The 19,423-nt window shown below is 49.8% G+C and carries 22 protein-coding genes and 1 pseudogene; all 23 read left to right on the top strand.

What is annotated here, in order from left to right; genetic code table 11:
* The first annotated feature begins 78 nt into the window (after positions 1–78).
* Positions 79–1,113: a PP2C family protein-serine/threonine phosphatase gene (locus MEALZ_RS10340; RefSeq protein ID WP_014148587.1), complete on the top strand. Its 1,035-nt coding sequence runs from the start codon at positions 79–81 to the stop codon at positions 1,111–1,113.
* Positions 1,091–2,452, top strand: a complete 1,362-nt coding sequence (locus MEALZ_RS10335) for a trypsin-like peptidase domain-containing protein (protein WP_084685412.1) — start codon at positions 1,091–1,093, stop codon at positions 2,450–2,452. The genes MEALZ_RS10340 and MEALZ_RS10335 overlap by 23 nt, the downstream gene beginning before the upstream one ends.
* 2 nt (positions 2,453–2,454) lie before the next feature.
* Positions 2,455–3,108 (top strand): YfaP family protein, encoded by a 654-nt coding sequence (locus tag MEALZ_RS10330; RefSeq protein WP_014148585.1) that lies wholly within the window; start codon positions 2,455–2,457, stop codon positions 3,106–3,108.
* Between the two features lie 23 nt (positions 3,109–3,131).
* On the top strand, positions 3,132–4,490 hold the full coding sequence (locus MEALZ_RS10325) for an FHA domain-containing protein (protein ID WP_014148584.1): 1,359 nt from the start codon (positions 3,132–3,134) through the stop codon (positions 4,488–4,490).
* A gap of 285 nt (positions 4,491–4,775) precedes the next feature.
* Positions 4,776–4,991 (top strand): ribbon-helix-helix domain-containing protein, encoded by a 216-nt coding sequence (locus MEALZ_RS10320; protein ID WP_014148583.1) that lies wholly within the window; start codon positions 4,776–4,778, stop codon positions 4,989–4,991.
* A 12-nt stretch (positions 4,992–5,003) separates the two neighbouring features.
* Positions 5,004–5,195: pseudogene (locus tag MEALZ_RS10315) on the top strand (type II toxin-antitoxin system PemK/MazF family toxin); the annotation flags it as partial.
* A gap of 23 nt (positions 5,196–5,218) precedes the next feature.
* Complete coding sequence (locus tag MEALZ_RS22910; RefSeq protein ID WP_014148582.1) at positions 5,219–5,416, top strand: site-specific integrase; 198 nt, start codon at positions 5,219–5,221, stop codon at positions 5,414–5,416.
* 149 nt (positions 5,417–5,565) lie between these two features.
* Positions 5,566–5,994 (top strand): antitoxin Xre/MbcA/ParS toxin-binding domain-containing protein, encoded by a 429-nt coding sequence (locus tag MEALZ_RS10310; protein WP_014148581.1) that lies wholly within the window; start codon positions 5,566–5,568, stop codon positions 5,992–5,994.
* Positions 5,994–6,446, top strand: coding sequence for an RES family NAD+ phosphorylase (locus tag MEALZ_RS10305; protein ID WP_046061098.1), 453 nt, complete (start codon positions 5,994–5,996; stop codon positions 6,444–6,446). The genes MEALZ_RS10310 and MEALZ_RS10305 overlap by 1 nt, the downstream gene beginning before the upstream one ends.
* A 423-nt stretch (positions 6,447–6,869) precedes the next feature.
* Positions 6,870–7,499 carry an NYN domain-containing protein gene (locus MEALZ_RS20995; RefSeq protein WP_162472942.1) on the top strand — a complete coding sequence of 210 codons (630 nt, stop codon included), beginning with the start codon at positions 6,870–6,872 and terminating at the stop codon, positions 7,497–7,499.
* A gap of 372 nt (positions 7,500–7,871) precedes the next feature.
* On the top strand, positions 7,872–8,177 hold the full coding sequence (locus tag MEALZ_RS23440) for a hypothetical protein (RefSeq protein WP_014148578.1): 306 nt from the start codon (positions 7,872–7,874) through the stop codon (positions 8,175–8,177).
* Positions 8,170–8,355 (top strand): hypothetical protein, encoded by a 186-nt coding sequence (locus tag MEALZ_RS23435; RefSeq protein ID WP_014148577.1) that lies wholly within the window; start codon positions 8,170–8,172, stop codon positions 8,353–8,355. The genes MEALZ_RS23440 and MEALZ_RS23435 overlap by 8 nt, the downstream gene beginning before the upstream one ends.
* 111 nt (positions 8,356–8,466) lie before the next feature.
* Positions 8,467–10,896 carry a tetratricopeptide repeat protein gene (locus tag MEALZ_RS10290; RefSeq protein WP_014148576.1) on the top strand — a complete coding sequence of 810 codons (2,430 nt, stop codon included), beginning with the start codon at positions 8,467–8,469 and terminating at the stop codon, positions 10,894–10,896.
* A 10-nt stretch (positions 10,897–10,906) separates the two neighbouring features.
* Positions 10,907–12,334, top strand: a complete 1,428-nt coding sequence (locus tag MEALZ_RS10285; RefSeq protein ID WP_014148575.1) for a hypothetical protein — start codon at positions 10,907–10,909, stop codon at positions 12,332–12,334.
* The gene (locus tag MEALZ_RS10280) at positions 12,331–12,525 is read left to right on the top strand and encodes a ribbon-helix-helix domain-containing protein (RefSeq protein WP_014148574.1); all 195 of its coding nucleotides are present in this window, start codon (positions 12,331–12,333) and stop codon (positions 12,523–12,525) included. Before MEALZ_RS10285 ends, MEALZ_RS10280 begins: the two co-directional genes overlap by 4 nt.
* Positions 12,512–13,021: a DNA-binding protein gene (locus MEALZ_RS10275; RefSeq protein WP_014148573.1), complete on the top strand. Its 510-nt coding sequence runs from the start codon at positions 12,512–12,514 to the stop codon at positions 13,019–13,021. The genes MEALZ_RS10280 and MEALZ_RS10275 overlap by 14 nt, the downstream gene beginning before the upstream one ends.
* 18 nt (positions 13,022–13,039) lie before the next feature.
* Positions 13,040–14,737, top strand: coding sequence for an NUDIX domain-containing protein (locus tag MEALZ_RS10270; RefSeq protein WP_162472941.1), 1,698 nt, complete (start codon positions 13,040–13,042; stop codon positions 14,735–14,737).
* Between the two features lie 400 nt (positions 14,738–15,137).
* The gene (locus MEALZ_RS20990) at positions 15,138–15,635 is read left to right on the top strand and encodes a PFL_4695 family integrating conjugative element protein (protein WP_014148571.1); all 498 of its coding nucleotides are present in this window, start codon (positions 15,138–15,140) and stop codon (positions 15,633–15,635) included.
* A complete protein-coding gene (gene traD, locus MEALZ_RS10260) occupies positions 15,632–17,686 on the top strand; it encodes a type IV conjugative transfer system coupling protein TraD (RefSeq protein ID WP_014148570.1) in 2,055 nt (684 codons plus the stop codon). The genes MEALZ_RS20990 and traD overlap by 4 nt, the downstream gene beginning before the upstream one ends.
* 1 nt (position 17,687) lies before the next feature.
* A complete protein-coding gene (locus MEALZ_RS10255; protein ID WP_014148569.1) occupies positions 17,688–18,434 on the top strand; it encodes a TIGR03747 family integrating conjugative element membrane protein in 747 nt (248 codons plus the stop codon).
* A 143-nt stretch (positions 18,435–18,577) separates the two neighbouring features.
* Positions 18,578–18,880 (top strand): integrative conjugative element protein, RAQPRD family, encoded by a 303-nt coding sequence (locus MEALZ_RS10250; protein WP_014148568.1) that lies wholly within the window; start codon positions 18,578–18,580, stop codon positions 18,878–18,880.
* Position 18,881: 1 nt separating this feature from the next.
* Positions 18,882–19,118 carry a TIGR03758 family integrating conjugative element protein gene (locus tag MEALZ_RS10245; RefSeq protein ID WP_014148567.1) on the top strand — a complete coding sequence of 79 codons (237 nt, stop codon included), beginning with the start codon at positions 18,882–18,884 and terminating at the stop codon, positions 19,116–19,118.
* A 174-nt stretch (positions 19,119–19,292) separates the two neighbouring features.
* The gene (locus tag MEALZ_RS23755; protein ID WP_014148566.1) at positions 19,293–19,415 is read left to right on the top strand and encodes a hypothetical protein; all 123 of its coding nucleotides are present in this window, start codon (positions 19,293–19,295) and stop codon (positions 19,413–19,415) included.
* Positions 19,416–19,423 lie beyond the last annotated feature (8 nt).

Below are 19,423 nucleotides of genomic sequence, written 5' to 3'. Positions count from 1 at the left end.
AAACAAACCAAACCGGCAACACACTTGTCCGTTATGTCTAATTGATCTATAACCAAACTAACCACAGGTAATCCGCCATTGAACAGAGATTCCATCGGTAACGGCCAAACCCTCGGCGAACGCAGCGAACAACAAGATTATTTCGCCACGTTTGACAGTCAGGATGCGAAGGTTTTTATCGTGGCCGACGGCATGGGCGGCTATTCTGGTGGAGCGATCGCCAGCGAGCAAGTCACCAAAGCGTTTGTTCGGTCTTTCAAAGACCGGACAAACGCCAGCATGCCATCGGTGTTGACGGCCGCTTTGCAATCCGCTCATGCGCATTTAAAACAGCTCTGCGAACAATCGTCAGCAGGAGAGGCCGATATGGGGACCACTCTGGTGGCTTTGGCCTTGGTTGAAGGCAGGGCTTTTTGGTTAAGTGTCGGCGACAGTCCTTTGTACCGCTTGAGCCAAGGTCATTGGCAGCGTTTGAATGCGAACCATGCGTTTGCAGAAGTTTTGCTGGAAGACGTCGAGTGCGGGCGAATGAGCCGGGAGGAAGCCCTGCAACATCCTGAGTATCATACGATTACCAGCGCGGTGACGAGCGAAGAGATTACCTTCATCGATTGCCCGAATGAAGGTTTGCCGGTCCATCCGGGCGACCGCTTCTTGCTGGCCAGCGACGGTATTCATACGCTCACCGATCCGGAAATTCATGCCTTGATGAAGGAAGGGCATGACGCGCAGCAAACGGCCGACTGTCTATTGTCGGCCGTCGCGCAGGCCCGGTTACCGGGCCAGGATAATACGACAGTATTGACGGTTTTCTGCGAAGGAGAGCATTCCAAATCGGTCAAACAGCGCCGTTGCCGTCCGGTTTTTCTGATTGCACTGGCCGTCGCCGGCCTGATTGCAGAGGCTTACGGGTGGTTGGATAAGACGCTCTGGCCAACCCAACCGGCAGGTAGTGCGATGCCGTTCGACAATGAACCGGACCATCGCATAGCCGCCGCGAAGGAAGATGAGTCCACTGAATCAAACGTTTTACGAACGGATGATGTCGTTATCCCTTCGTCTTCGAAAGCCCTAGACCCATCGCTTCAACATGAACCGGACCAAAATGACTAGACGATTGATTCTTCGCGGGGGGTTGCTGGCCTTGACGATGCTCTTGTCTCTATCGGCTTGCCGGGACCAAGCGGTCGATTGGGAGCGATTGGATAGGGCGGTGATTCGTGTGGTGGCGATTGATAATGCCCGGCCCGGCCATTTCAATGCGTTATCCAGCGGAAGCGCATTTGCGATTAACGGCCAGGGTTATTTCATCAGTAATCATCATGTCGTCGAGAACGCAATGCAGGCGCAAGTCGAGTTGGTAGCGGTCGAGGCGATCGTTCCGCAAGCCAAATTGCATCGCGTGGATATTGTTTGGTCTTCCGCCGAACAGGATTTGGCCATTCTCAAAATCGATAGCTGGCCTTTGCCGCCCTTACCGTTGACCAAGGCGGCCGACGTCGTAAAAAATCAAGAGGTGGTATCGATCGGTTTTCCGGGTGCTTCGGATAATAGCCCCGAGAATCCTGCCTTCATCGATCCTAAAATCAAACGCGGCGTCATTTCGGCACGGCAATTATTTCCGTTGACGAGCGGCGGCCGCGCGATCGCATTGTTTGAGCACGATGCCACGGTGAATACCGGCAACAGTGGCGGTCCTTTGCTCGATGCGTGCGGTCGGGTCGTTGGCGTCAATGTTGCGAAAGCCAGAAGCGGGATCCATGCCGTGGATGCTTCAGGCGGCCGTGCGCCAAACCAAATCGGATTGGACATCAACGAAGGGACTTTTTTTTCGATACAGTCGGATGAATTGATTCAAGCTTTACGTTCCCATCGCATTGATTTTAGTCTCGATCATTCACTATGTAAGCCCATGGCGAGCGATCATCAGGGCTTGATCGCGATTGTGGTCGTCTTGGCATTGCTTTTGGCCGTGACGCTCCGGCAACAACGGAAGCATTCTCCGGCTATCGTCGATAGCCATGTATTGAGCGAATGGTATCGAAAAAAGTGGGGCGAAAAAATGCCGTCCGGCCATCCTGCAGGCTTTATCAAGCGCGACTCGAAAGGGTTTCCAAAACCGCAGCCATTGCCAAACCCTACGGTGGCGATTGTATTGCATCCGGAAAAGAAGCAGTGGCCGGTATTGACTTTGCAGCCGGGCGTTATCTATAAGTTGGGCCGTGATCCGAATCAGGTGAGCTTCGTGATCGAGCAGACCGATGTTTCTAGATGCCATGCCCAGTTACGATGGCATGAGCGACGCGGCCTACTGGTCATGGACTTGGATTCTACCAACGGCGTTTTTGTCGATCATGCCAAACTTGCCAATCGGGTCTGGGCAACGATCAAGCCGGGGCAACGCTTGATTTTCGGTTCGGAGCAAGTGGTTTACCGAATTAAGGATCATTGACGATGCGGCGCCGCAATCGCGAGATTTCTATTTTTAGTATGTCGGCGCTGGATTTGTTTGCTTCGGCGTTAGGCGCGTTCGTGTTGTTGACGTTGATTTTGTTGCCCTATTATCTCAAAGAGTCGCCGCCGGAGTTGAGCGCCAAGGTAGCGCAGTTACGAGAACAGTTAACGCGGCAACAACAGCTATTGGAACAGCAGCAACAAGCGCGAAGCGAGGCGGAGGGTAGGGCGAGACAACTGCAACAGCAAGTCGAATCGGCCCGGCAACAGCTGGCCAAAACCTTTTTAGTAATTTACATCCGCTGGAGCACGGTTAACCATGATGTGGATTTGCATGTCGTCAATCCGGCCGGGATCGAGTTTAATTTTCGGCAGAAAACACACCCCAATCATCCCGGCGAACTCACCGAAGACAGCCTCGTGGGGCCCGGCAATGAAGTGTGGGAATTGCATGAGGCGACGCCGGGCGTGTACCGTGTTTATGCCAATTTATATGCCCGGCGCGGTAATCCGGCAGTGGCGGAAGTTAAGGGCCGAGTGTTTTACCGTGACGGCAGCAGTCGCTTGAAGCCTCTACGTTTGGCGGTGGAACAACAAAAAGGCTTGATGGTTAGCATTACCGTTAACGCTGACGGTAGCGTTCAAGTCGACTAACATAGATATGAGAGGAAGCAATTATGAGGCGACAGGTTAATCATTGGTTTCGTTATGGGCTGTTATTGCCGATGACCCTCAGTCAAGCCATGGCTGCGGAAATCGTTTTGGATGAAGCCGTTTACGATCGGGAAGCACAACGGCTAAGGATAAGCGCTTGGGTACAAGGGGAAACGGCCGGGCCGATCAGCAGTGTCGAGTTGATTGACGGGACATCGCCGTTGGCGCCGACAACCCGGGAATGGGCTCCGCAACCCGAATGGCCGGTTTGCTATTTGTTGATGACCGATACCAGCCTGTCGATGCGAAATTTTTTCAGCGTGCAAGTGATTCCCTTGTTGAAGGCCCTGGTTGCCGAAAAAAACGAATGGCATCGCTACGCCATCGGCGGTTTCGATGCCGGATTGACGGTGCTGCAAGACTTTACCGAAGACCCGGCACCGTTACTTGCCGCGATCGATCGCTTGGAACTGAAAGGCCAACGCACCGAATTATTTCGCTCGTCGCTGCAAGGCTTGGACGAACTGAAAAACTGCGACGGTTATCGCCGCATATTGGTTTTGGTTTCCGATGGCGATGCCGAAGATTTGCCCGGCGCTTACGGGCCGAATGACGTGATACAGGCGGCGCAAAATGCCAAGATCAGTGTGGTTAGCCTGGGTGTCAAAGATAGCATCGAGCAGCAGAACCTGCGCCGTTTGGCCGAATCTACCGGTGGTAGGTATTCACTCTACCGTGCCGGTATGCCGCTGACGGAATTGGGAGCTGAATTTTTTCAACGGACGGATACCGGTCTGCGCTTGACGATCGACCGCGATGCTTTGCCCGATCGCGTGAACGATCTGTATTTAGAGGTCAGTCTAGTCGATGGTCAAAGCTTGAAAAAGCCTTTGGACTTGAACATTCCCGATCGGCAGGCGGAGACTAGCTCTGCGGCAAATGTGGAGTATTTCTCCCCAATCCTTTTGGCTTTTGTCGCAGTCCTGCTGCTGATACTGATTATGTTGATTGTAAAGCGCCGAAAACGGGTGCTTGAGCCGATAACGCCACAGCAACCGGAATCCGTTTCCGAAACGCACACGCCTTCCACCGATGATTCATTGCCGAAAGCCCAATTACGGCACTCAAGCGGGCAGGTTTTTCTTATCGATCGGCGAAGTATCCGCATCGGCGCATTGGATGATAATGATGTCGTCATCGATGACCCGACCGTTAGCCGTTATCAGGCCATTATCGATTTCAAAGATGGCGTCTATTATCTCACCGACCGGGGAGCCACCAATCCCAGTATGGTAAACGGCCAAGCCGAATCGCATTGCCGATTACAGTCGGGCGATGTCATCCAGTTCGGGCGGTGGCAAGCGGTCTTTGAAGAGTTGTAGATCGGCTTGTTGGTGTTTGTGAGGTGAGGGCAAAGTGATTCAGAATGCCTCCGTTTGGATTGAATAAAGACTAGAGTGAGTAAGGTAGGTCGGTGTCAGGTTTTTAATTTTGCAATCATTAAATAGAAAACCGGAACAGGTGTTGATGTTTTTAAACAATTGGGGTTAGTGTAAAAAATGCCTAGCTGATCGACGCGCCCTTTACTTTAGCGTTAACCGCATCGCCTTGCTACTTTATTAATCTCGGGAGTATGCTAATCCATCATACCGTTAAGGGTAACGAACATGAGTCAAATGAAAGTAGCAATAACTATTGAGGAAGGGGTTCTCGCCAATGTCGATGCCCTGGTGAAGCGCAAAGTATTTAGCAATCGTAGCCGCGCCATTCAGGAGGCTGTGCTAGAGAAGCTGGAGCGCCTTGAGCGCAATCGCTTGGCCGAGGAATGTGCCAAGCTGGATCCTGCTTTCGAGAAGGCCATGGCTGACGAAGGATTGTCTTGAGGATCTGGATGTATGGCCAAAATACTGAGGGGCGAGATTCGCTGGGCTGATCTCAATCCTACGATAGGTCGCGAGCAGTCCGGCGAGCGCCCGGTCCTTATCCTAAACCAAGATATATTCAACGAGCGCTCTGGTACTGTCATAGCGATGGCACTTACAAGCCAAGAGCAGAAAGCGGGCTTTCCGCTTACGCACGAAGTTCTTGCTTCAAAGCTGCCAAAGCGTTCATGGGTGAAAATCAGTCAGATTCGTATCATGGCACGCATTCTTTCCGGCGCATCAAGGCCTCACTTATTTATCCCCAGATCAAGAACCCTCGCGCGGAAGAATTGCTGTTAAACCACATCAAACTGGAAGGTACAGAACGATACTTAGGCGTAGAAGTCGACGATGCCATGGTAATGGCAGAGCCTATGGAGGTTTGATTGACCCGGATGCGGACGCCCTTTAGCGGCCGCATTGTGATACCCTTTTTAAAATGATTCGGCATAGCTTGTCGGTGTTATCCAAAAATTGACAAAAGGTATCATGTGAGACATCATAATTTAATCAAATGATACTTTAAGGCTTCAAGATGGTTCTAGTAACCCCAGAAAAAATAGCTTCATTCATGTCGCTGATACCGGTACCCCATTCTTTTGCCGAGTTGGATGCCCTGGTATCACACGGCTTGCCCAAACAGGCCTTGAAAACTATTGTAGACACTATTGGTCTCAACACGGAAGAGCGCAAACAACTGCTGTATCGGATTGTCCCCGAGGCGACTTATAAGCGCCGCCGGGATAGATTAAGCGCCCAAGAATCCGAACGAACTGAACGCTTGGCCAGAATCTATGCGACTGCTCAGTACGTTTGGAACTCGGAAGACGATGCCAGGGAATTTCTGCATAAGCCTCATCCGATGCTGCAACATCGCGCTCCCCTTGAGGTTTCGATGACCGAAATAGGAGCCCGTCGGGTCGAAGAATTGCTCTGGCGCTTGTATTACGGTATTGCGGCTTAGTGCAGATCTACCGGATTGCGGACGGACGTCATCCTATTTGGGACGGGACAGGCGCTGCATTCATTGGCGGACGATGGAATAGCCCAGGCAAGCCGGTTATTTATGGTTCGTTGTCATACTCTTGCGCCATGTTAGAAATTCTGGCACATGCCAACACCGGCCGTATTCCTGAAACTCAGCAGTATGTCATCGTAGACGTACCTGGCAGTGTTTCGGTAGAAATCGTTGATGAGAACCAGCTCCCAGAGGGTTGGGATTCAGAAAACAACGTCCCGGCCAGGGCATTTGGCGACCAATGGCTAAACCAAGCACGGACTGCAATATTAATTGTCCCATCAGTTATTGCCAGATTAGACCAAAACGCCCTCGTTAACCCGCTTCATCCTGATGCCAATAATTTCATAGTTTCAGAGCCTAAAAAAGTCATTTGGGATAAGCGATTATTTCAGTAAAGCTCTATCACAATAGAAACAATACGTTAATACATTTCCCCATAGCCGTCATTGGCTCAAATCGACCAATTTGGGAAGATAACGGCCAAAAGTTGCCAACCAGTGGTGTTATTTCTCATGTAACCCAACAGCTGCTATTAATTCTAAACCAGCCAGCCAGTTATTTATCTATCCAATCCGAACTTTCCTACAGTTCTCCATCAAAATCTTCTTACAGGTGTCTTTAAAATATTGATTTGAAATAACATCGCCTGTTGGTTGTTCAAAATCTGATTCGTTAATTTTCGCTACAAAAGGGTTTAGATCCATAGCGTAATTGCTTCAGGTTTGCAGTTACAACAAAAGCTCCTTTTTAGATAATTTTTCGTAACTTGAAGATGTCCTTTAAGGTAAAAAACGCAACGAAAAAAAGAGAAAATGAACGTGGTCAGAAAAATCCTCGCCATCGATGGCAAGAACGCAGAGCACGCGGCTCATGACTCAGGTTCACCGCTTATGATGTCAGAAGGCGGCGTTGATGCCATCGAAATCCTATACACAATACGGAAGCGCGTCCCGGAAGACGACAGCGCGGAAGCCGTGGCGACGGTCGCGGAACAAATCGACCGCAAGCGCTATGCGCTGGAAATGCTGGACGCAAAAACCATCGTATGCCCGGCCAAACGTATGCAAGGCTGCGGTTTCAAACAATCTGACGATCAGTTACTGCAAATCAAAACGCTGTCGATCTGTATGCGCTTGAAACCAGACTTCCTGACCCTGGTCAGCGGCGACGACGATCACGCGCCGCTGGTGTGGGAGCTCCGGGAGCACGGCATTTGCACCGAAGTGGTTGCATTGGAGGATATGCTAGGCAGCCAGCTTCGGCGAGCGTGCTATGCCAAGATAGATCTCGATCAGGTATTCCAAAAACTGCAAGAGGAAATCGCCGGAATCGACGCGCGCCGATTGTTCGATGAAGACGGTCAACTCAGCGAGTTTATCGGCCGAATCCTTGTTGTTTTTTTGGCGTCATGGCGCAATCGTTCGAGTTGGCATTTGAGGCGATGCTGATCTTGATTCAGACATTCCGGTAATCGATAGGCAAGCTGTTTGATTTGTGCGTACGAAGACATGCGTAAAATACAGTCAAAAAGCGGCTGAACCATTTGATTGGAAGGCATGAGCAAATCTGTTCATTTAAATCAGCTCGAACGACTATTTGCTAATCATCAAAAAATGCCCACAGTTTTCCCATTACAGCGGCAAATCTTTCGAAGATACTACACGCCAAGTTGAAACGAACGGCACGGCGGGCGCAAGCCTTTATTTACCGATACAAACCCGTTCAAACCAGTAATTTAATGTATCGATTAAGAATATAAGCGGCGGCATTGCCGACCATGCAATGCCGTTTAACCGAACGAACCGCAGGAGAACGACAACATGAACAGACTGCCTGAAAGCGTCACCCAAAAATTCAACGAACTGTTCGCCGTTATCGGCAAAGCCGGCGACGATTTGAAATTGGCGACCGCGGAAGCCGCTATGGCCGGGAACTTCGATCAAGTTTCCGCCGCCAGCGATCATTGCCTACGCCTGCAATCTTTGGAAATGGAAATCAAAAACTGCTTGAGTCATTTCGAATCTCAATATCAGCAAAAATCAGTTGAGAGTTGCGTTCATAAAAAAGCCCGGCGCTGCCCTCGCAAGTCGCGCGTTCAATCTGGATCGGGTGGCGAAATTGAATAAAACGCTGAGCGCCGCCCCGCTCATCGCCAAAACGCCGGCGAACGGCTACCAAACGCAGAAACGTTGCGACGGTTGGTACATTACGACACATGTCAACAAGCATAACGCGACAGCGTTAATAGAAGAAATCGGCAAAGACCTGAATATCCCGGTAAAAGTGGAATTTATAGAACGATAAACGTTCAGGATGTAAATATTTCACCGCCGCCTCGCCGGCGGCGAACAAGAAAAACCGCTATCGAGCGAAACCGAATCGACCGATACAAACGAAAAACCAGAGACCAGAATCATGAGCGAACAAAACACGATTTCCAAGTTGCAAACGCAGAGCAACAAAAACGACGAGAAAGCACAACTGCATTTGGCTTTGGAGCGTTATGCGAACCCAAAAGCGGATGATGATGAAGGAGCGGATGAAAACCACGCTATGGTGCTCAATTGGTTGCAGAATGCGGCGGAGGACGGACTTGCCGAGGCACAACTGACATTAGGTATTTTATCTCTTATTGCTTCAAGGCCTGAGATTCAGAGCGAAGATTCTCTCTCAAGTATCCTAAATGATTTAGTTCACAGACGCGTAATTTCAGAGCTTTCCATAAAAAAACATGATCCACTTAAAGTAACGGAATTCACGCAATCTATTGCTTTTTGGAGCATAGTCCGCTTTGGGGTCGATAAATCCTTCCTTCAAAAGCATCTGTTCCCAAGTCCGGAGCAACCTTTCCATTGGTTGACACAGGCAGCCGAGCAAGAATGCGCGGAAGCCCAATATTGGTTAGGTTATTTGTACTTTTACGGCCTCGGTATTCAGCAGAATAAAACATTGGCTGTCGGCTGGTTCAGCAAGGCCGCGGCTCACCACTTTGCCGCTGCGCAATACCAACTAGCCTGTTGTTATTACCACGGGGAAGGTGTCGAAAAAAACGATCTAAGTGCCTTTTTTTGGGCAAACAAGGTTGTTGAGCAAGCCGAGTCTTTTTTTGACTCCAATCCGGAGCAAGCACCGAATTATAGCTTGGGTATGATCGAAGCCTATTTGTTGTTAAGCGAACTCTACGCATTGGGCAACGGCGTCGAGCAAAACAGTGAACTGGGCTACCAATGGTTTATAAAAGCCGCTGAACATTGGCAAGATAAAAGCCCAACAAACGAGTTTCTTGAAAGTCAATTTCGTTCCGCTCAGTTTCTACTATCCCACAAAAACTACGAAGAAGGCATGGGTTACATGCTTAATTGTGTTAAAGGCGGCTACGTCAAAGCCGGCGATTGGCTGATCAAGCAGTATCTATCTAAAGTAATTCCGGAATCTTTGGAAAATCAAAACTCTTATGTTTTTATTTACAGATGGTGTTCCGAAGTTTCAATTGGACACTCCAGCGCTTTGCCCAATTTAATTTTGGGTTTATTACGCGTATCGGGAAAAGGCGTAGATCAAAACGATAGCTTAGCTTTTGAATACTTTAATAAGGCCCATGACGGCTTCGATTCTTCTGATGACCATACCTATGATTTCATCCAATTATTTTTGATGATGTGTTATGCATTGGGCAAGGGAGTAGAAAAAGATTTAGTTAAAGCTGATCGTCTATCTAGGGAATTTGATCCAGGTGAAGTCGGTGAGTTTTTGATGGAAAAACTTTCCCTTAATGTAGATTATGGATTTACCGAGCATAATAGAACACTCGGTTTGTTGAGACTTAACTTATTGACACAAAACGACATCGTTCAAGCGGAGACTTTTTTTGATGATTTTTTTGGTGGAAATAAGGAAACCAATATCGGCTTGAGAAACATTTGCTTGACGAGCCTACAACAAGCCGTCGAACTCGAAGAAAAGAATCGGGAACTCGAAGTCAAAAATAAAAAACTTGAGGAATCCGAAAAAGAGCTGGAAGACACGATGGCTATGTTCGCCCATAAATTCCGCAGTCCTTTGGATGCGATCATCTACAATACCACGCACGAAAACCAACCGAAATTGTATGCCCAAGCCGCTCAAACCATGCGCGGTTTACTGGATGTTTTCAGTATTATTTCCACCGATGAAACCGTACTTAAAAACCGGCTAATGCAGGACATGCAGGGCGATAGCGGTTTGTTGTCGGTTTTCGACAATACGCTGAACATGATCATGATGCATTTGCTTTCGGTTTCCGGCGCCGAAAAAATTCAGCAGCATTATATGAGTTACGCCAAATCGCATGGATTGTGCAGTCCCGATATTAGCCGCAAAGTCTGGAATGAAGAGCACTATGAACTGGAACGGCAACTACAAACCGATTGGGAACAAAGCTATGCCGCTTTGTTGAACCGGTCGGCGACGCTCGAACAGCGATTATCTTGGATCGAGGAACGTTTTTTCAAGTTGGAATTGCACGGATTCGAGCGCACCGATATACAATTCAAAGCATACGGCATCACCGAATCGTTGTTGACCATCTTGCTGAACGAGATTTTGGTCAATGCGTTCAAGTATTATTCGTCGGCCGATCGACAACCGGTGCGATTGGAAGGGACCGAGCGGGACGTTCATCACTGGTTGATTTGCCGCAATCCCAGTATTCGAAACGAACGTTCCAGGCTAAAAGGCAGCGGTAAAGGCCATGTTTTTTTGTCGGCATTGGCCAGAAAGACCGGCAGCCAGTTTAGTAAACCCAAACCGCTGGATGATTTTGTGTTGGAATTCGGTATACCCAATGAACTTTTAAAAACCGATTGAGGGATAATGCATGAGCTATTTTTTATGGGTCGAGGATTTTGAAGGCGATCCTAAGGCAACCGCAAGCAATGTGTTAGGAAGCGTATTCAACGTTAGCTTGTTCGATGAAGATAAACGGGCGCTGAAAAAAAACATGAAAGCCCAGGGCGTCTTTATTGAATTGACGTTACAGGATGGCCTGGAATTTATTACCTCGGATCTGGACAAAAAAGTCGATTACATTATTCTAGACATCGACTTGCCTGCTTATCCTCCCGATATCGCTTATAAAGATGTAACTAACGAAGAGCTTTTGCATTTGTTAGAGACCTTCGAAAATTATCAAAAGCAGGAGGACGAAACGGCTAATGAAGTGGCTTGGAAAACCGCGTGCTACGAAATGAAGAAAAAAGCGGGGTTTTATCTTTACACGAAACTGGTTGTTAATATGGGGTTTCCGAAAGACCATATTCTTTGTTGTTCCGATCATGGAGATCAATTAAGTGACAATGAGAAGGCATTCAAAGCGGCCAAAATCAATCCACCGACTAGCTACAAAAAAAGTGATGAGGACGTAAAGAAATGGGTTAAAGATCACCATCAAAATTCTTATTCAAGATTGCGGCGCGGCATTATAGAAGCTTGCCGTTTTCTGAAAGGCCTTCCCGAAGACCGCTATCGCTTTAAGGAATTCATCAAAGAACCGGAAAAACACCCCGGCTTGGACGATGTTCACGATTATTTGGACGTGCTGGCCAATTTTTTACCATTGCGCGAGCCGGAACAACCGACGGTTTTTTATAAACTTCTGATCCGAACGTTGGCTCACGAATGGGAAGCGGCCGAACCGCAGTGGCTCGATAAGCAGAATGAACTGTACGCATTTTCGTGGATCATGAAAATGACTCGCAATTGGTCCGCGCACAGCAAGATTTTCGAACGGCTTGAAGCCCAAGATGTGGCTTATTTATTTATCGTCAATATGCGGGCAATGTTCGATTTGAGGGATGAGGTTTTGCCTTATGAGCGGCATCTGTTAAGCCTGTTCGATCCTCCGCTCGATGAATCGGAGATGTCGGAGATATACGGCAGAGACTTCAGAAGTAGAAAAATTCCATTAATTGAAAACTATGCGAATACTCTGCACAAAACCGGCAATAGAAGGCAAGCCATTAATTTTCATGATGCGTTAAATAACCTGCAAAAAAATAAAGACAAAAATATTGAGAGCGAATTTTTTATCAAAGGGTTGTATCAAGCGTTTTGGTTTTTAACTTCGAACGGCAATGTGAATATTCCATCCGATCGTGAACATAAAGACCAGATCGATATGGAAAAAATCAAAACGTTTGCCAATTTGAACTATCAATTCAATTACTTCAATTACCAAAAATCGAAGTTTATTTTCGAACTGGCCAGGCATATTTATCGCATTAGCTTTCCGGAGACTAAATCATGACCACCCTACAAACCCAAATCCCCGATCAACTGTTGCAGCAAGCCCAATATCTGGTGCAACAAGGCTGGAACGCCAATATCGACGAATTGATCGCCGAAGCGATGCGGCGTTATCTGGAATCGCACCGCGAAGCGATGGCCGAGCAATTCATCAAGGACGATGTCGATTGGGGCTTAAATGGACAAGACTAAACCGGTCGTTGTCGCCGATGCCGGCCCTATCATTCATCTGGACGAATTAGGCTGTCTCGACGTATTGGCCGATTTTGATAAAGTCTATGTGCCCGAGGCCGTTTGGCAGGAAGTTCTTATTCACCGGCCTCGGGCGATGGCTGCATTTTCGGCGCTATTCGTCCGGCAGAGCCCTGCCAAGATCTCTCCATTGGTTACGGCGCTAACGCCGCTTTACACCCTGCATAGCGGCGAGCAGGAAGCGCTGCATTTGTGCATCGAATTCGGCGACAGTTTGTTGTTGACCGACGATACCGCCGCGCGACTTGCCGCCAAAGGTTTGGATATTGCGGCGCACGGCACGCTGGGTTTGTTGGTCCGGGCCATTCGCCGGCAAAGTCGTTCTAAAACTGAGGTTTTGGCTCTGCTGAGCGCGATACCGACACAAACCACGCTGCATATTCGCCCGTCGTTGCTGGCGGAAGTCATTGCCCAAGTGGAAGCCGGCGCCAAATAATCGAGTCATGCAACGCAAATGCAAAGGAACAATATGACCCGCCATCTGATTAAAGCCTTGATAAACGCCTTGCCGCGTTTCGCCGAAGAGGAAGGCGATTTTTACGCCGTCAGCCGTGACACGTTAATTGCCGGACTATCCGAAATTCAAGGCATATCAGCGGAGGTTGCCGGAAACACCGTTAATCTCTGCGAAGCCTTGCTGGATAGTTTGGCGACGCTCAAGCCGCAAGACTTGCAGCGGGGTGAATGGTGTTTCGTTTCTTTCCCGGCCCAGTTGATGGCTTTGTCCGCGCTGACAGCCCTGATCGACCCGGGCTCGCGCTATTTCGAGACGGATTTCTGGAATACCCGAGACGTGGATCCTAGTAAAACAGAACGCCAACGAGAGGTCTTACAGATCATCGAGAATCGCCGCAACGATCGTCATCTCAAGCAAAAGGCGGAACCGGTTCGTTATATTCATGTCGCCTGGAGCATGATCAAGCATGAAGGCAAGGTTCTTTTTTTTCATCGCGAGGATAAAACCCGACATGAAAAGAAATCAGGAAACTACGGCTTAATCGGAGGTCGAGTCAACCAAAAAGACCTCAGCCATTTTGATGGCAACATGCAAGACAAATTGCGCCTATTGCAATCGGCTGATCGTGCATCGATTAAACCGGCGTTGGCCGAAACGCTCAAAAGAGAATTGCTGGAAGAAGTTGGTCTGGAATACGAACAGCATTATGTATTTCGTCCATGGCGGGCCTTAAGGCCTTATCGACAGGTGCAAGGTGCCAAATCAAACCACGCCTTGACCGAATATTTTCTGGAAATTTATGCCATTGATCTGACCTTGGAAGGCTTTTGTTTATTGCAACAAAAGATCGCGAAAAGTACGGCGGAGTTTGCTTGGTTTTCGTTGGATGAAATTGCGCAAGGGAAAACTTCGGATGGTAAGACGGCTTATATCGAAGCGCTTTACGACGATTTCGAGGACAGAGACTACTTGAAATTTGCGTTGGAAGATTTGGAAGACAGTTTCAAAACGAACTATATCAATTGCCATGACCCGGCAAAATTTCGAATCGTATTGCCTCGGGATGAAAGGCAACAGATTCTCGCTGGTACTCCGGGCAAGGAATCGGCTATTGATTTTCAACTGAATGAATCGACGCTATCGCTCTTATTAGGATTGGCCGCGCATTTGCGCGAATTTTCTTTTGTTGAAAAAGATACCTCTATCGCATTGCATCCTTATGGTTGGTTAGAAGTGGAAGACGATTGCGAGTTACAGACCGAACTTGTCGAACTGGCCGAGTCGTTTAAGGATTCGAAGGACATCGTGATTGAAAACCAAAAGGACCGTTGGTTTAGGCTGTCGATTTTACCGGATTGCGTGTTTTTCGACGACTCTTATTTTAGCTGTTCTGTCGATCAGAAAGATATGCAAAGCCGTAAAAGCAAGGTGCGGGTGACGGCGATGCGCAGGGAATTCGGCACCCGTTTAGGAACTGTGGGTAAGGATAAGAAAGAACCCAAGGTCCCGATAAATGTCGTTAAGTCTTTGGATAATCTAAACAAGGGCAATCGGAATGACAGCCTTACCGATTCAGTTCGGGATAGTTATAGAAAATCCCAACTGCATGACAGTTTAGCGAAACTTGGAATGAGAGGGCTACTAAGACAGGATGCCGGTGCCGTAAAAATCTATTGCGAGTTTGTAATGAATTGAAACGGCGGATTTATAAAATCCGACTATTAAGCCAGATCATTTCTTAATAAGGTAAAGCTTAAAGCGGTGCTGGATTCTAAATTTCTGTCTGCTTTAAGAATAACACCGGTCAAAAGGAATTCGTATGGTTGACAGGCTGTTTTGGGTCGTAACCAGATGTTCAGCCGATTTAAAATGAATTATTTCTTTGCGTCCGCTTTAGAATAATTATCTCATCCAAGGATATCTTAATCCATGGCTTGATTCAGACGGTGTCGCTAGTACTGATTTTAAAAAAAATAGTACACAGCGCAGAGTACATCAAGGCAACAAAAACCCTTCTAAATCGGATTAAGGGTTTTATATTGTCGATTTCATCCCGGTTATCAACAATGACGACTCCCTCAATCAGGAGTCCGTTATGCGTTGCGTCACTTACTGTTTCATCCTCATTGCGCTATTCGGCACAGCAGCAAACAGCGAGCCGGTGGTCCTATTCGACGCCGGCAACACGCGGCCAATGCCGGACCGTTTGCAAATAAAACACCCGAACTATCAACAATCCCTATCTTTACCGGATATCCCCCAAAACTTCGATCCGCTGCCGGTCAGCAGTCAGGCGCTGACGCCGGGGCCCGTCCAAGCCCGCGTCATCGATCGGCCCGGGCTCGATCGCCCGGTGTTCATCATCGGATATGACGAGTTCTCGCTCGATTGGCTTCGGCATAACCTGGAACAGCTAAAACGGCATCGTGCGACCGGCATCGTCGTCAACGTGGAGAATCCCTATCAACTTCGTCGATTAAGGCAAACCGCCGATGGACTGGAAGTCAACCCGGTGCCGGGTGACTTTATCGCCAAACAATTGGAGTTGAAACATTACCCCGTGTTGATTTCACAACACCGCATCGAGCAATGAACAAGACCTATCCCGTCGAAGCGCTGTTGCGTCCGCCAATCGAACTGTGGTCCGCCGGTTGCGCCTTCGGCATCGCGCTGATCTCCGCCCTGGCACCTTGGGCGATCATGATGACGCCGGCGGTCGGTTATCTGTCGGCGGTGCTGTTGACCGGATTCGGACTCTATCGGTTGTTCGACGCGATGATTATCCTGTGTTATCAACGGAACATGCGCCGGATGCCGGAATATGTCGTCGAGCCCAAGCATATTCCGGTCAGTCGCCGCCGACTGTTTCTAGGCAAGGGATTCTTGTGGCGGCAACAACATACGCAGCGCTTGCGCGACACCCTGAATCCGAAAGTTCGGCATTACGTCGAGCCGTCCGCCTTCTATCGCTGGGCCCGACGCAGGGAGTCGCAATGGGAACATTCATTCCTACTCAATAGAGTCGCCAAACTGTTGCGAAGCCAATCGCCGTGGAACCCGGTCAGACCCTTGCCGCCGGTCGGCGGCAAGCCGCAAATTCACGCCGTCGAAATGCGGGAACAGGCTGTCACGATGGATCTACGCGAACGGGTCGGTCATACCTTAGTGCTCGGCACCACTCGAGTCGGCAAAACACGCTTGGCGGAAATCCTGATTACCCAGGATATTGCCCGGGGCGATACCGTTATCGTATTCGATCCGAAGGGTGACGCCGACCTGATGAAACGCGTGGTCGCCGAAGCCAAACGGGCCGGGCGTAGCGACGAGACCTACATTTTCCACTTGGGCTATCCCGATATCTCCTGCCGTTACAATGCGATCGGCAACTTTTCCCGAATCACCGAAGTCGCCACACGACTGACTAACACCTTGCCCAGCGAAGGCAACTCCGCCGCGTTCCGGGAATTCGCCTGGCGGTTCACGAACATGATCGCGGTGGCCTTGGTCAAAATGGGCCGGCGCCCGGATTACCGGCAAGTCACGCGGTACATCACCCATATCGAACCCCTGCTGATCGAATACTACCGGCAATGGCTGCCGGATGTCGCGCCGATCGAATGGGTCCAGGAAGTCCAGCGCATGGCGGAAGCTATTAATGAACGGGATCTGCCGTTCGCGTTGAAAGGCAGGTCGCACGAGGCGATTGCTTTGGTTCGTTATGCCAAGGAGAACGGATTGTACGATCCGGTGGCCGACGGCCTGCGCTCCGCCTTCGAGTACGACAAGACCTATTTTGACAAGATCGTGGCCTCGCTGCTGCCGCTGATGGAAAAACTGATCTCCGGCAAAACCGCGTCATTGATCTCGCCGGATTATTCGGACATGGAAGACAATCGCCCGATCATCGATTGGCGGCAGATCATCCGCCGCAAGGGCGTGGTCTATATCGGACTGGATGCGCTCACCGACACCGCGGTCGCCTCGGCGGTCGGCAATTCCATGTTCGCCGACTTGGTGTCGGTGTCGGGGGAAATTTACAAACACGGCACCGATCGCGGCATGCCGGAAACGGAACAGGCGCCGGACATGCCGACGATATCGCTGCATGCAGACGAGTTCAACGAATTGATCGGCGACGAGTTCATTCCGCTGCTGAACAAGGCCGGCGGGTCCGGTTTTCAGGTGACGGCCTACACGCAAACCTGGTCCGATGTCGAAGCGCGAATCGGCAGCAAGGCCAAAGCCGGGCAGGTAGCCGGCAACTTCAATACGCTGATCATGCTCAGGGTCAAGGAATTGGCCACGGCGGAAATGCTGACCAGTCAAGTCGATAGCTGTAACGTAACCACCGTGACCGAAGTCTCCGGCGTCAACGACACCGCCGACCCGACTTCCAAGGTCGATTTCACCTCGACCAACCAAGACCGGATAGCGGTGACCGAAGTCCCGTTGATCACGCCGGCCAACGTGATGGCGTTGCCGAAAGGCCAGGCATTCGCGCTGCTCGAAGGCGGCAATCTGTGGAAAATCCGCATGCCGCTGCCCTCCAAAAGCGACGACGCCATGATGCCGAAGAGCCTGCGCGAAGTGGCCGCCGAAATGCAGCGCCGTTATTTGACCAGCGACCATTGGTGGGCCGGCTGACATGGCGGAACAGACCAAACGACGGCCGGCGTCGGCGCAGCAAACCGCAGAGCAAGGCATTATAGCGACGACGCTGATCCGGTTGGTGCAGATCGTGATGTACCTGATCCTGACGCTGGTGTTTTCGATCGTGATCGAGTGGGTGGGCATGGCAACCGGTTTTTGGGACGAGCCGGGCGTGGACCACAGCGAACGCATGCTGCAACAGGAATTGCAGTATTTGAACCGTGATTTTCGGCAAAGCGCGATCGTCGAGAGCCCGATGCGCTATGCCGAGCGTTTTTCCCAAAACTTCTACGATCTGACCTTCAAAAAAACGGGCATTCAATCAGCGATCATTTGGCTGGCAATCCCGACCCAAGCCAGTTCCGGACAGTTTAGAAAAAGTCTGCATCGTCTCTTTCAAATGGTCGAAGCCTACGTTCTGGCCGCCATGACCGTGACGCAGATATTCGGGGTGCGTCTGGCGGTATTGACCTTGGCAATGCCGGCCTTCGTCCTGTTGGGCGCGACGGGCCTGGTCGATGGGCTGGTGCAACGCGACATTCGTCGCTGGAGTGGCGGGAGAGAGTCGTCGTTCGTCTATCACTGGGCCAAAAAAGCGCTCTATCCGTCATTGATTTTGCCTTGGATAGTCTATCTCGCGATGCCTGTGAGCGTTCATCCCAATCTGGTCGTGCTGCCGTTCGCCGTGCTGTTCGCGGTATCGCTTTTGGTGATGTCGTCGACGTTTAAAAAATATTTGTAAGGTAATGAACAAACGCCGGACTATCGGCCATAAAAAAACCCATCGGAATTTCAGTTAGGGTTTTTTATGGCTTTTTGGGGATTCTGAAGTAAACAATAACCGGCAAGTAAGCACCCCATCGATTTCATCGCATAGAGAACGCCATGACCCGAAGAGTACCACGTATCGTTAAGCTTTTGCTTCTACCTAGTTGCCCATTTTCGGCCTTTGCCGACAGCGACGCCGAGCGTACCGCGTTAGCCAAAATAAAACATGAGATTGAATCCTTGAAACCGCTGATCGCCGAAGCCAAAGCCCAGGCAGACAGCGACGCCAGGGTGCAATTTCAATATGACTGGTTGGCGCTCGATCTTGACCGCATGGTATTGGGGATTCAAGAGCATTTATCGGCTCCGTCGACGCAGCCGCGCAGTTTTCCGCCCTTGAAAGGCGACTACCGGCACTGACATGACGAATCAGCAAGCAGCCGCCTTCACGCAGGCGACCGGTAATATCGCCAATCCGGGACAACTGTTGTTAGGGATCGCCATGGTCTTCGCGGTGATTTATTTGCTGTGGTTGGTCTGGATCGCGCAATCGCAATATCACGCCTGGCAAACCAGGAAAGGAGACTTTTATGACATGACCTCTTCTGTGCTCAGAGCAATCGTTGTGGTCTTGCTCGTGGGCTACTTCATCCGTTGACCCAACCCTAAACTGAATCTATTTCGCTGGTCTCATTCTCTTTTTCAAAACGGAGACATCAAACATGAAGAAATTACGTAATAAGATGGGCCAATCCGCTCATCGACTCACCGCTTTCGTCGTCATGTCATTGGCGATGGCAAGTGACCACGCGCGAGCGGCCTTGCCGGTTACGTGGATACCGGCGCCGAATTGGCCGTCCACGTCGACATCGAACTACCGATCGATTATGAACCGGACGGGAGAAAAACCCATTATGCCTCAACTCAAACGACTGACGACGAAGTGCTGGATTAACGCGCTGT

The sequence above is a fragment of the Methylotuvimicrobium alcaliphilum 20Z genome (assembly GCF_000968535.2).
GTDB lineage: Bacteria > Pseudomonadota > Gammaproteobacteria > Methylococcales > Methylomonadaceae > Methylotuvimicrobium > Methylotuvimicrobium alcaliphilum.
The sequence above is the reverse complement of the archived record's forward strand: the minus strand, read 5'-3'. Positions and strand labels throughout refer to the sequence as shown.

Excerpts from the sequence above, each read along its gene's own strand:
- MEALZ_RS23440 (WP_014148578.1), top strand. The coding sequence starts at position 7,872 with ATGAACAGACTGCCTGAAAGCGTCACCCAAAAATTCAACGAACTGTTC.
- MEALZ_RS10330 (WP_014148585.1), top strand. The coding sequence starts at position 2,455 with ATGCGGCGCCGCAATCGCGAGATTTCTATTTTTAGTATGTCGGCGCTG.
- MEALZ_RS10310 (WP_014148581.1), top strand. The coding sequence starts at position 5,566 with ATGGTTCTAGTAACCCCAGAAAAAATAGCTTCATTCATGTCGCTGATA.
- MEALZ_RS10270 (WP_162472941.1), top strand. The coding sequence starts at position 13,040 with ATGCAAAGGAACAATATGACCCGCCATCTGATTAAAGCCTTGATAAAC.
- traD (WP_014148570.1), top strand. The coding sequence starts at position 15,632 with ATGAACAAGACCTATCCCGTCGAAGCGCTGTTGCGTCCGCCAATCGAA.
- MEALZ_RS10320 (WP_014148583.1), top strand. The coding sequence starts at position 4,776 with ATGAGTCAAATGAAAGTAGCAATAACTATTGAGGAAGGGGTTCTCGCC.
- MEALZ_RS10275 (WP_014148573.1), top strand. The coding sequence starts at position 12,512 with ATGGACAAGACTAAACCGGTCGTTGTCGCCGATGCCGGCCCTATCATT.
- MEALZ_RS10290 (WP_014148576.1), top strand. The coding sequence starts at position 8,467 with ATGAGCGAACAAAACACGATTTCCAAGTTGCAAACGCAGAGCAACAAA.
- MEALZ_RS10325 (WP_014148584.1), top strand. The coding sequence starts at position 3,132 with ATGAGGCGACAGGTTAATCATTGGTTTCGTTATGGGCTGTTATTGCCG.
- MEALZ_RS10285 (WP_014148575.1), top strand. The coding sequence starts at position 10,907 with ATGAGCTATTTTTTATGGGTCGAGGATTTTGAAGGCGATCCTAAGGCA.
- MEALZ_RS22910 (WP_014148582.1), top strand. The coding sequence starts at position 5,219 with ATGGGTGAAAATCAGTCAGATTCGTATCATGGCACGCATTCTTTCCGG.
- MEALZ_RS10245 (WP_014148567.1), top strand. The coding sequence starts at position 18,882 with ATGACGAATCAGCAAGCAGCCGCCTTCACGCAGGCGACCGGTAATATC.
- MEALZ_RS10280 (WP_014148574.1), top strand. The coding sequence starts at position 12,331 with ATGACCACCCTACAAACCCAAATCCCCGATCAACTGTTGCAGCAAGCC.
- MEALZ_RS10255 (WP_014148569.1), top strand. The coding sequence starts at position 17,688 with ATGGCGGAACAGACCAAACGACGGCCGGCGTCGGCGCAGCAAACCGCA.
- MEALZ_RS10250 (WP_014148568.1), top strand. The coding sequence starts at position 18,578 with ATGACCCGAAGAGTACCACGTATCGTTAAGCTTTTGCTTCTACCTAGT.
- MEALZ_RS20990 (WP_014148571.1), top strand. The coding sequence starts at position 15,138 with ATGCGTTGCGTCACTTACTGTTTCATCCTCATTGCGCTATTCGGCACA.
- MEALZ_RS10335 (WP_084685412.1), top strand. The coding sequence starts at position 1,091 with ATGAACCGGACCAAAATGACTAGACGATTGATTCTTCGCGGGGGGTTG.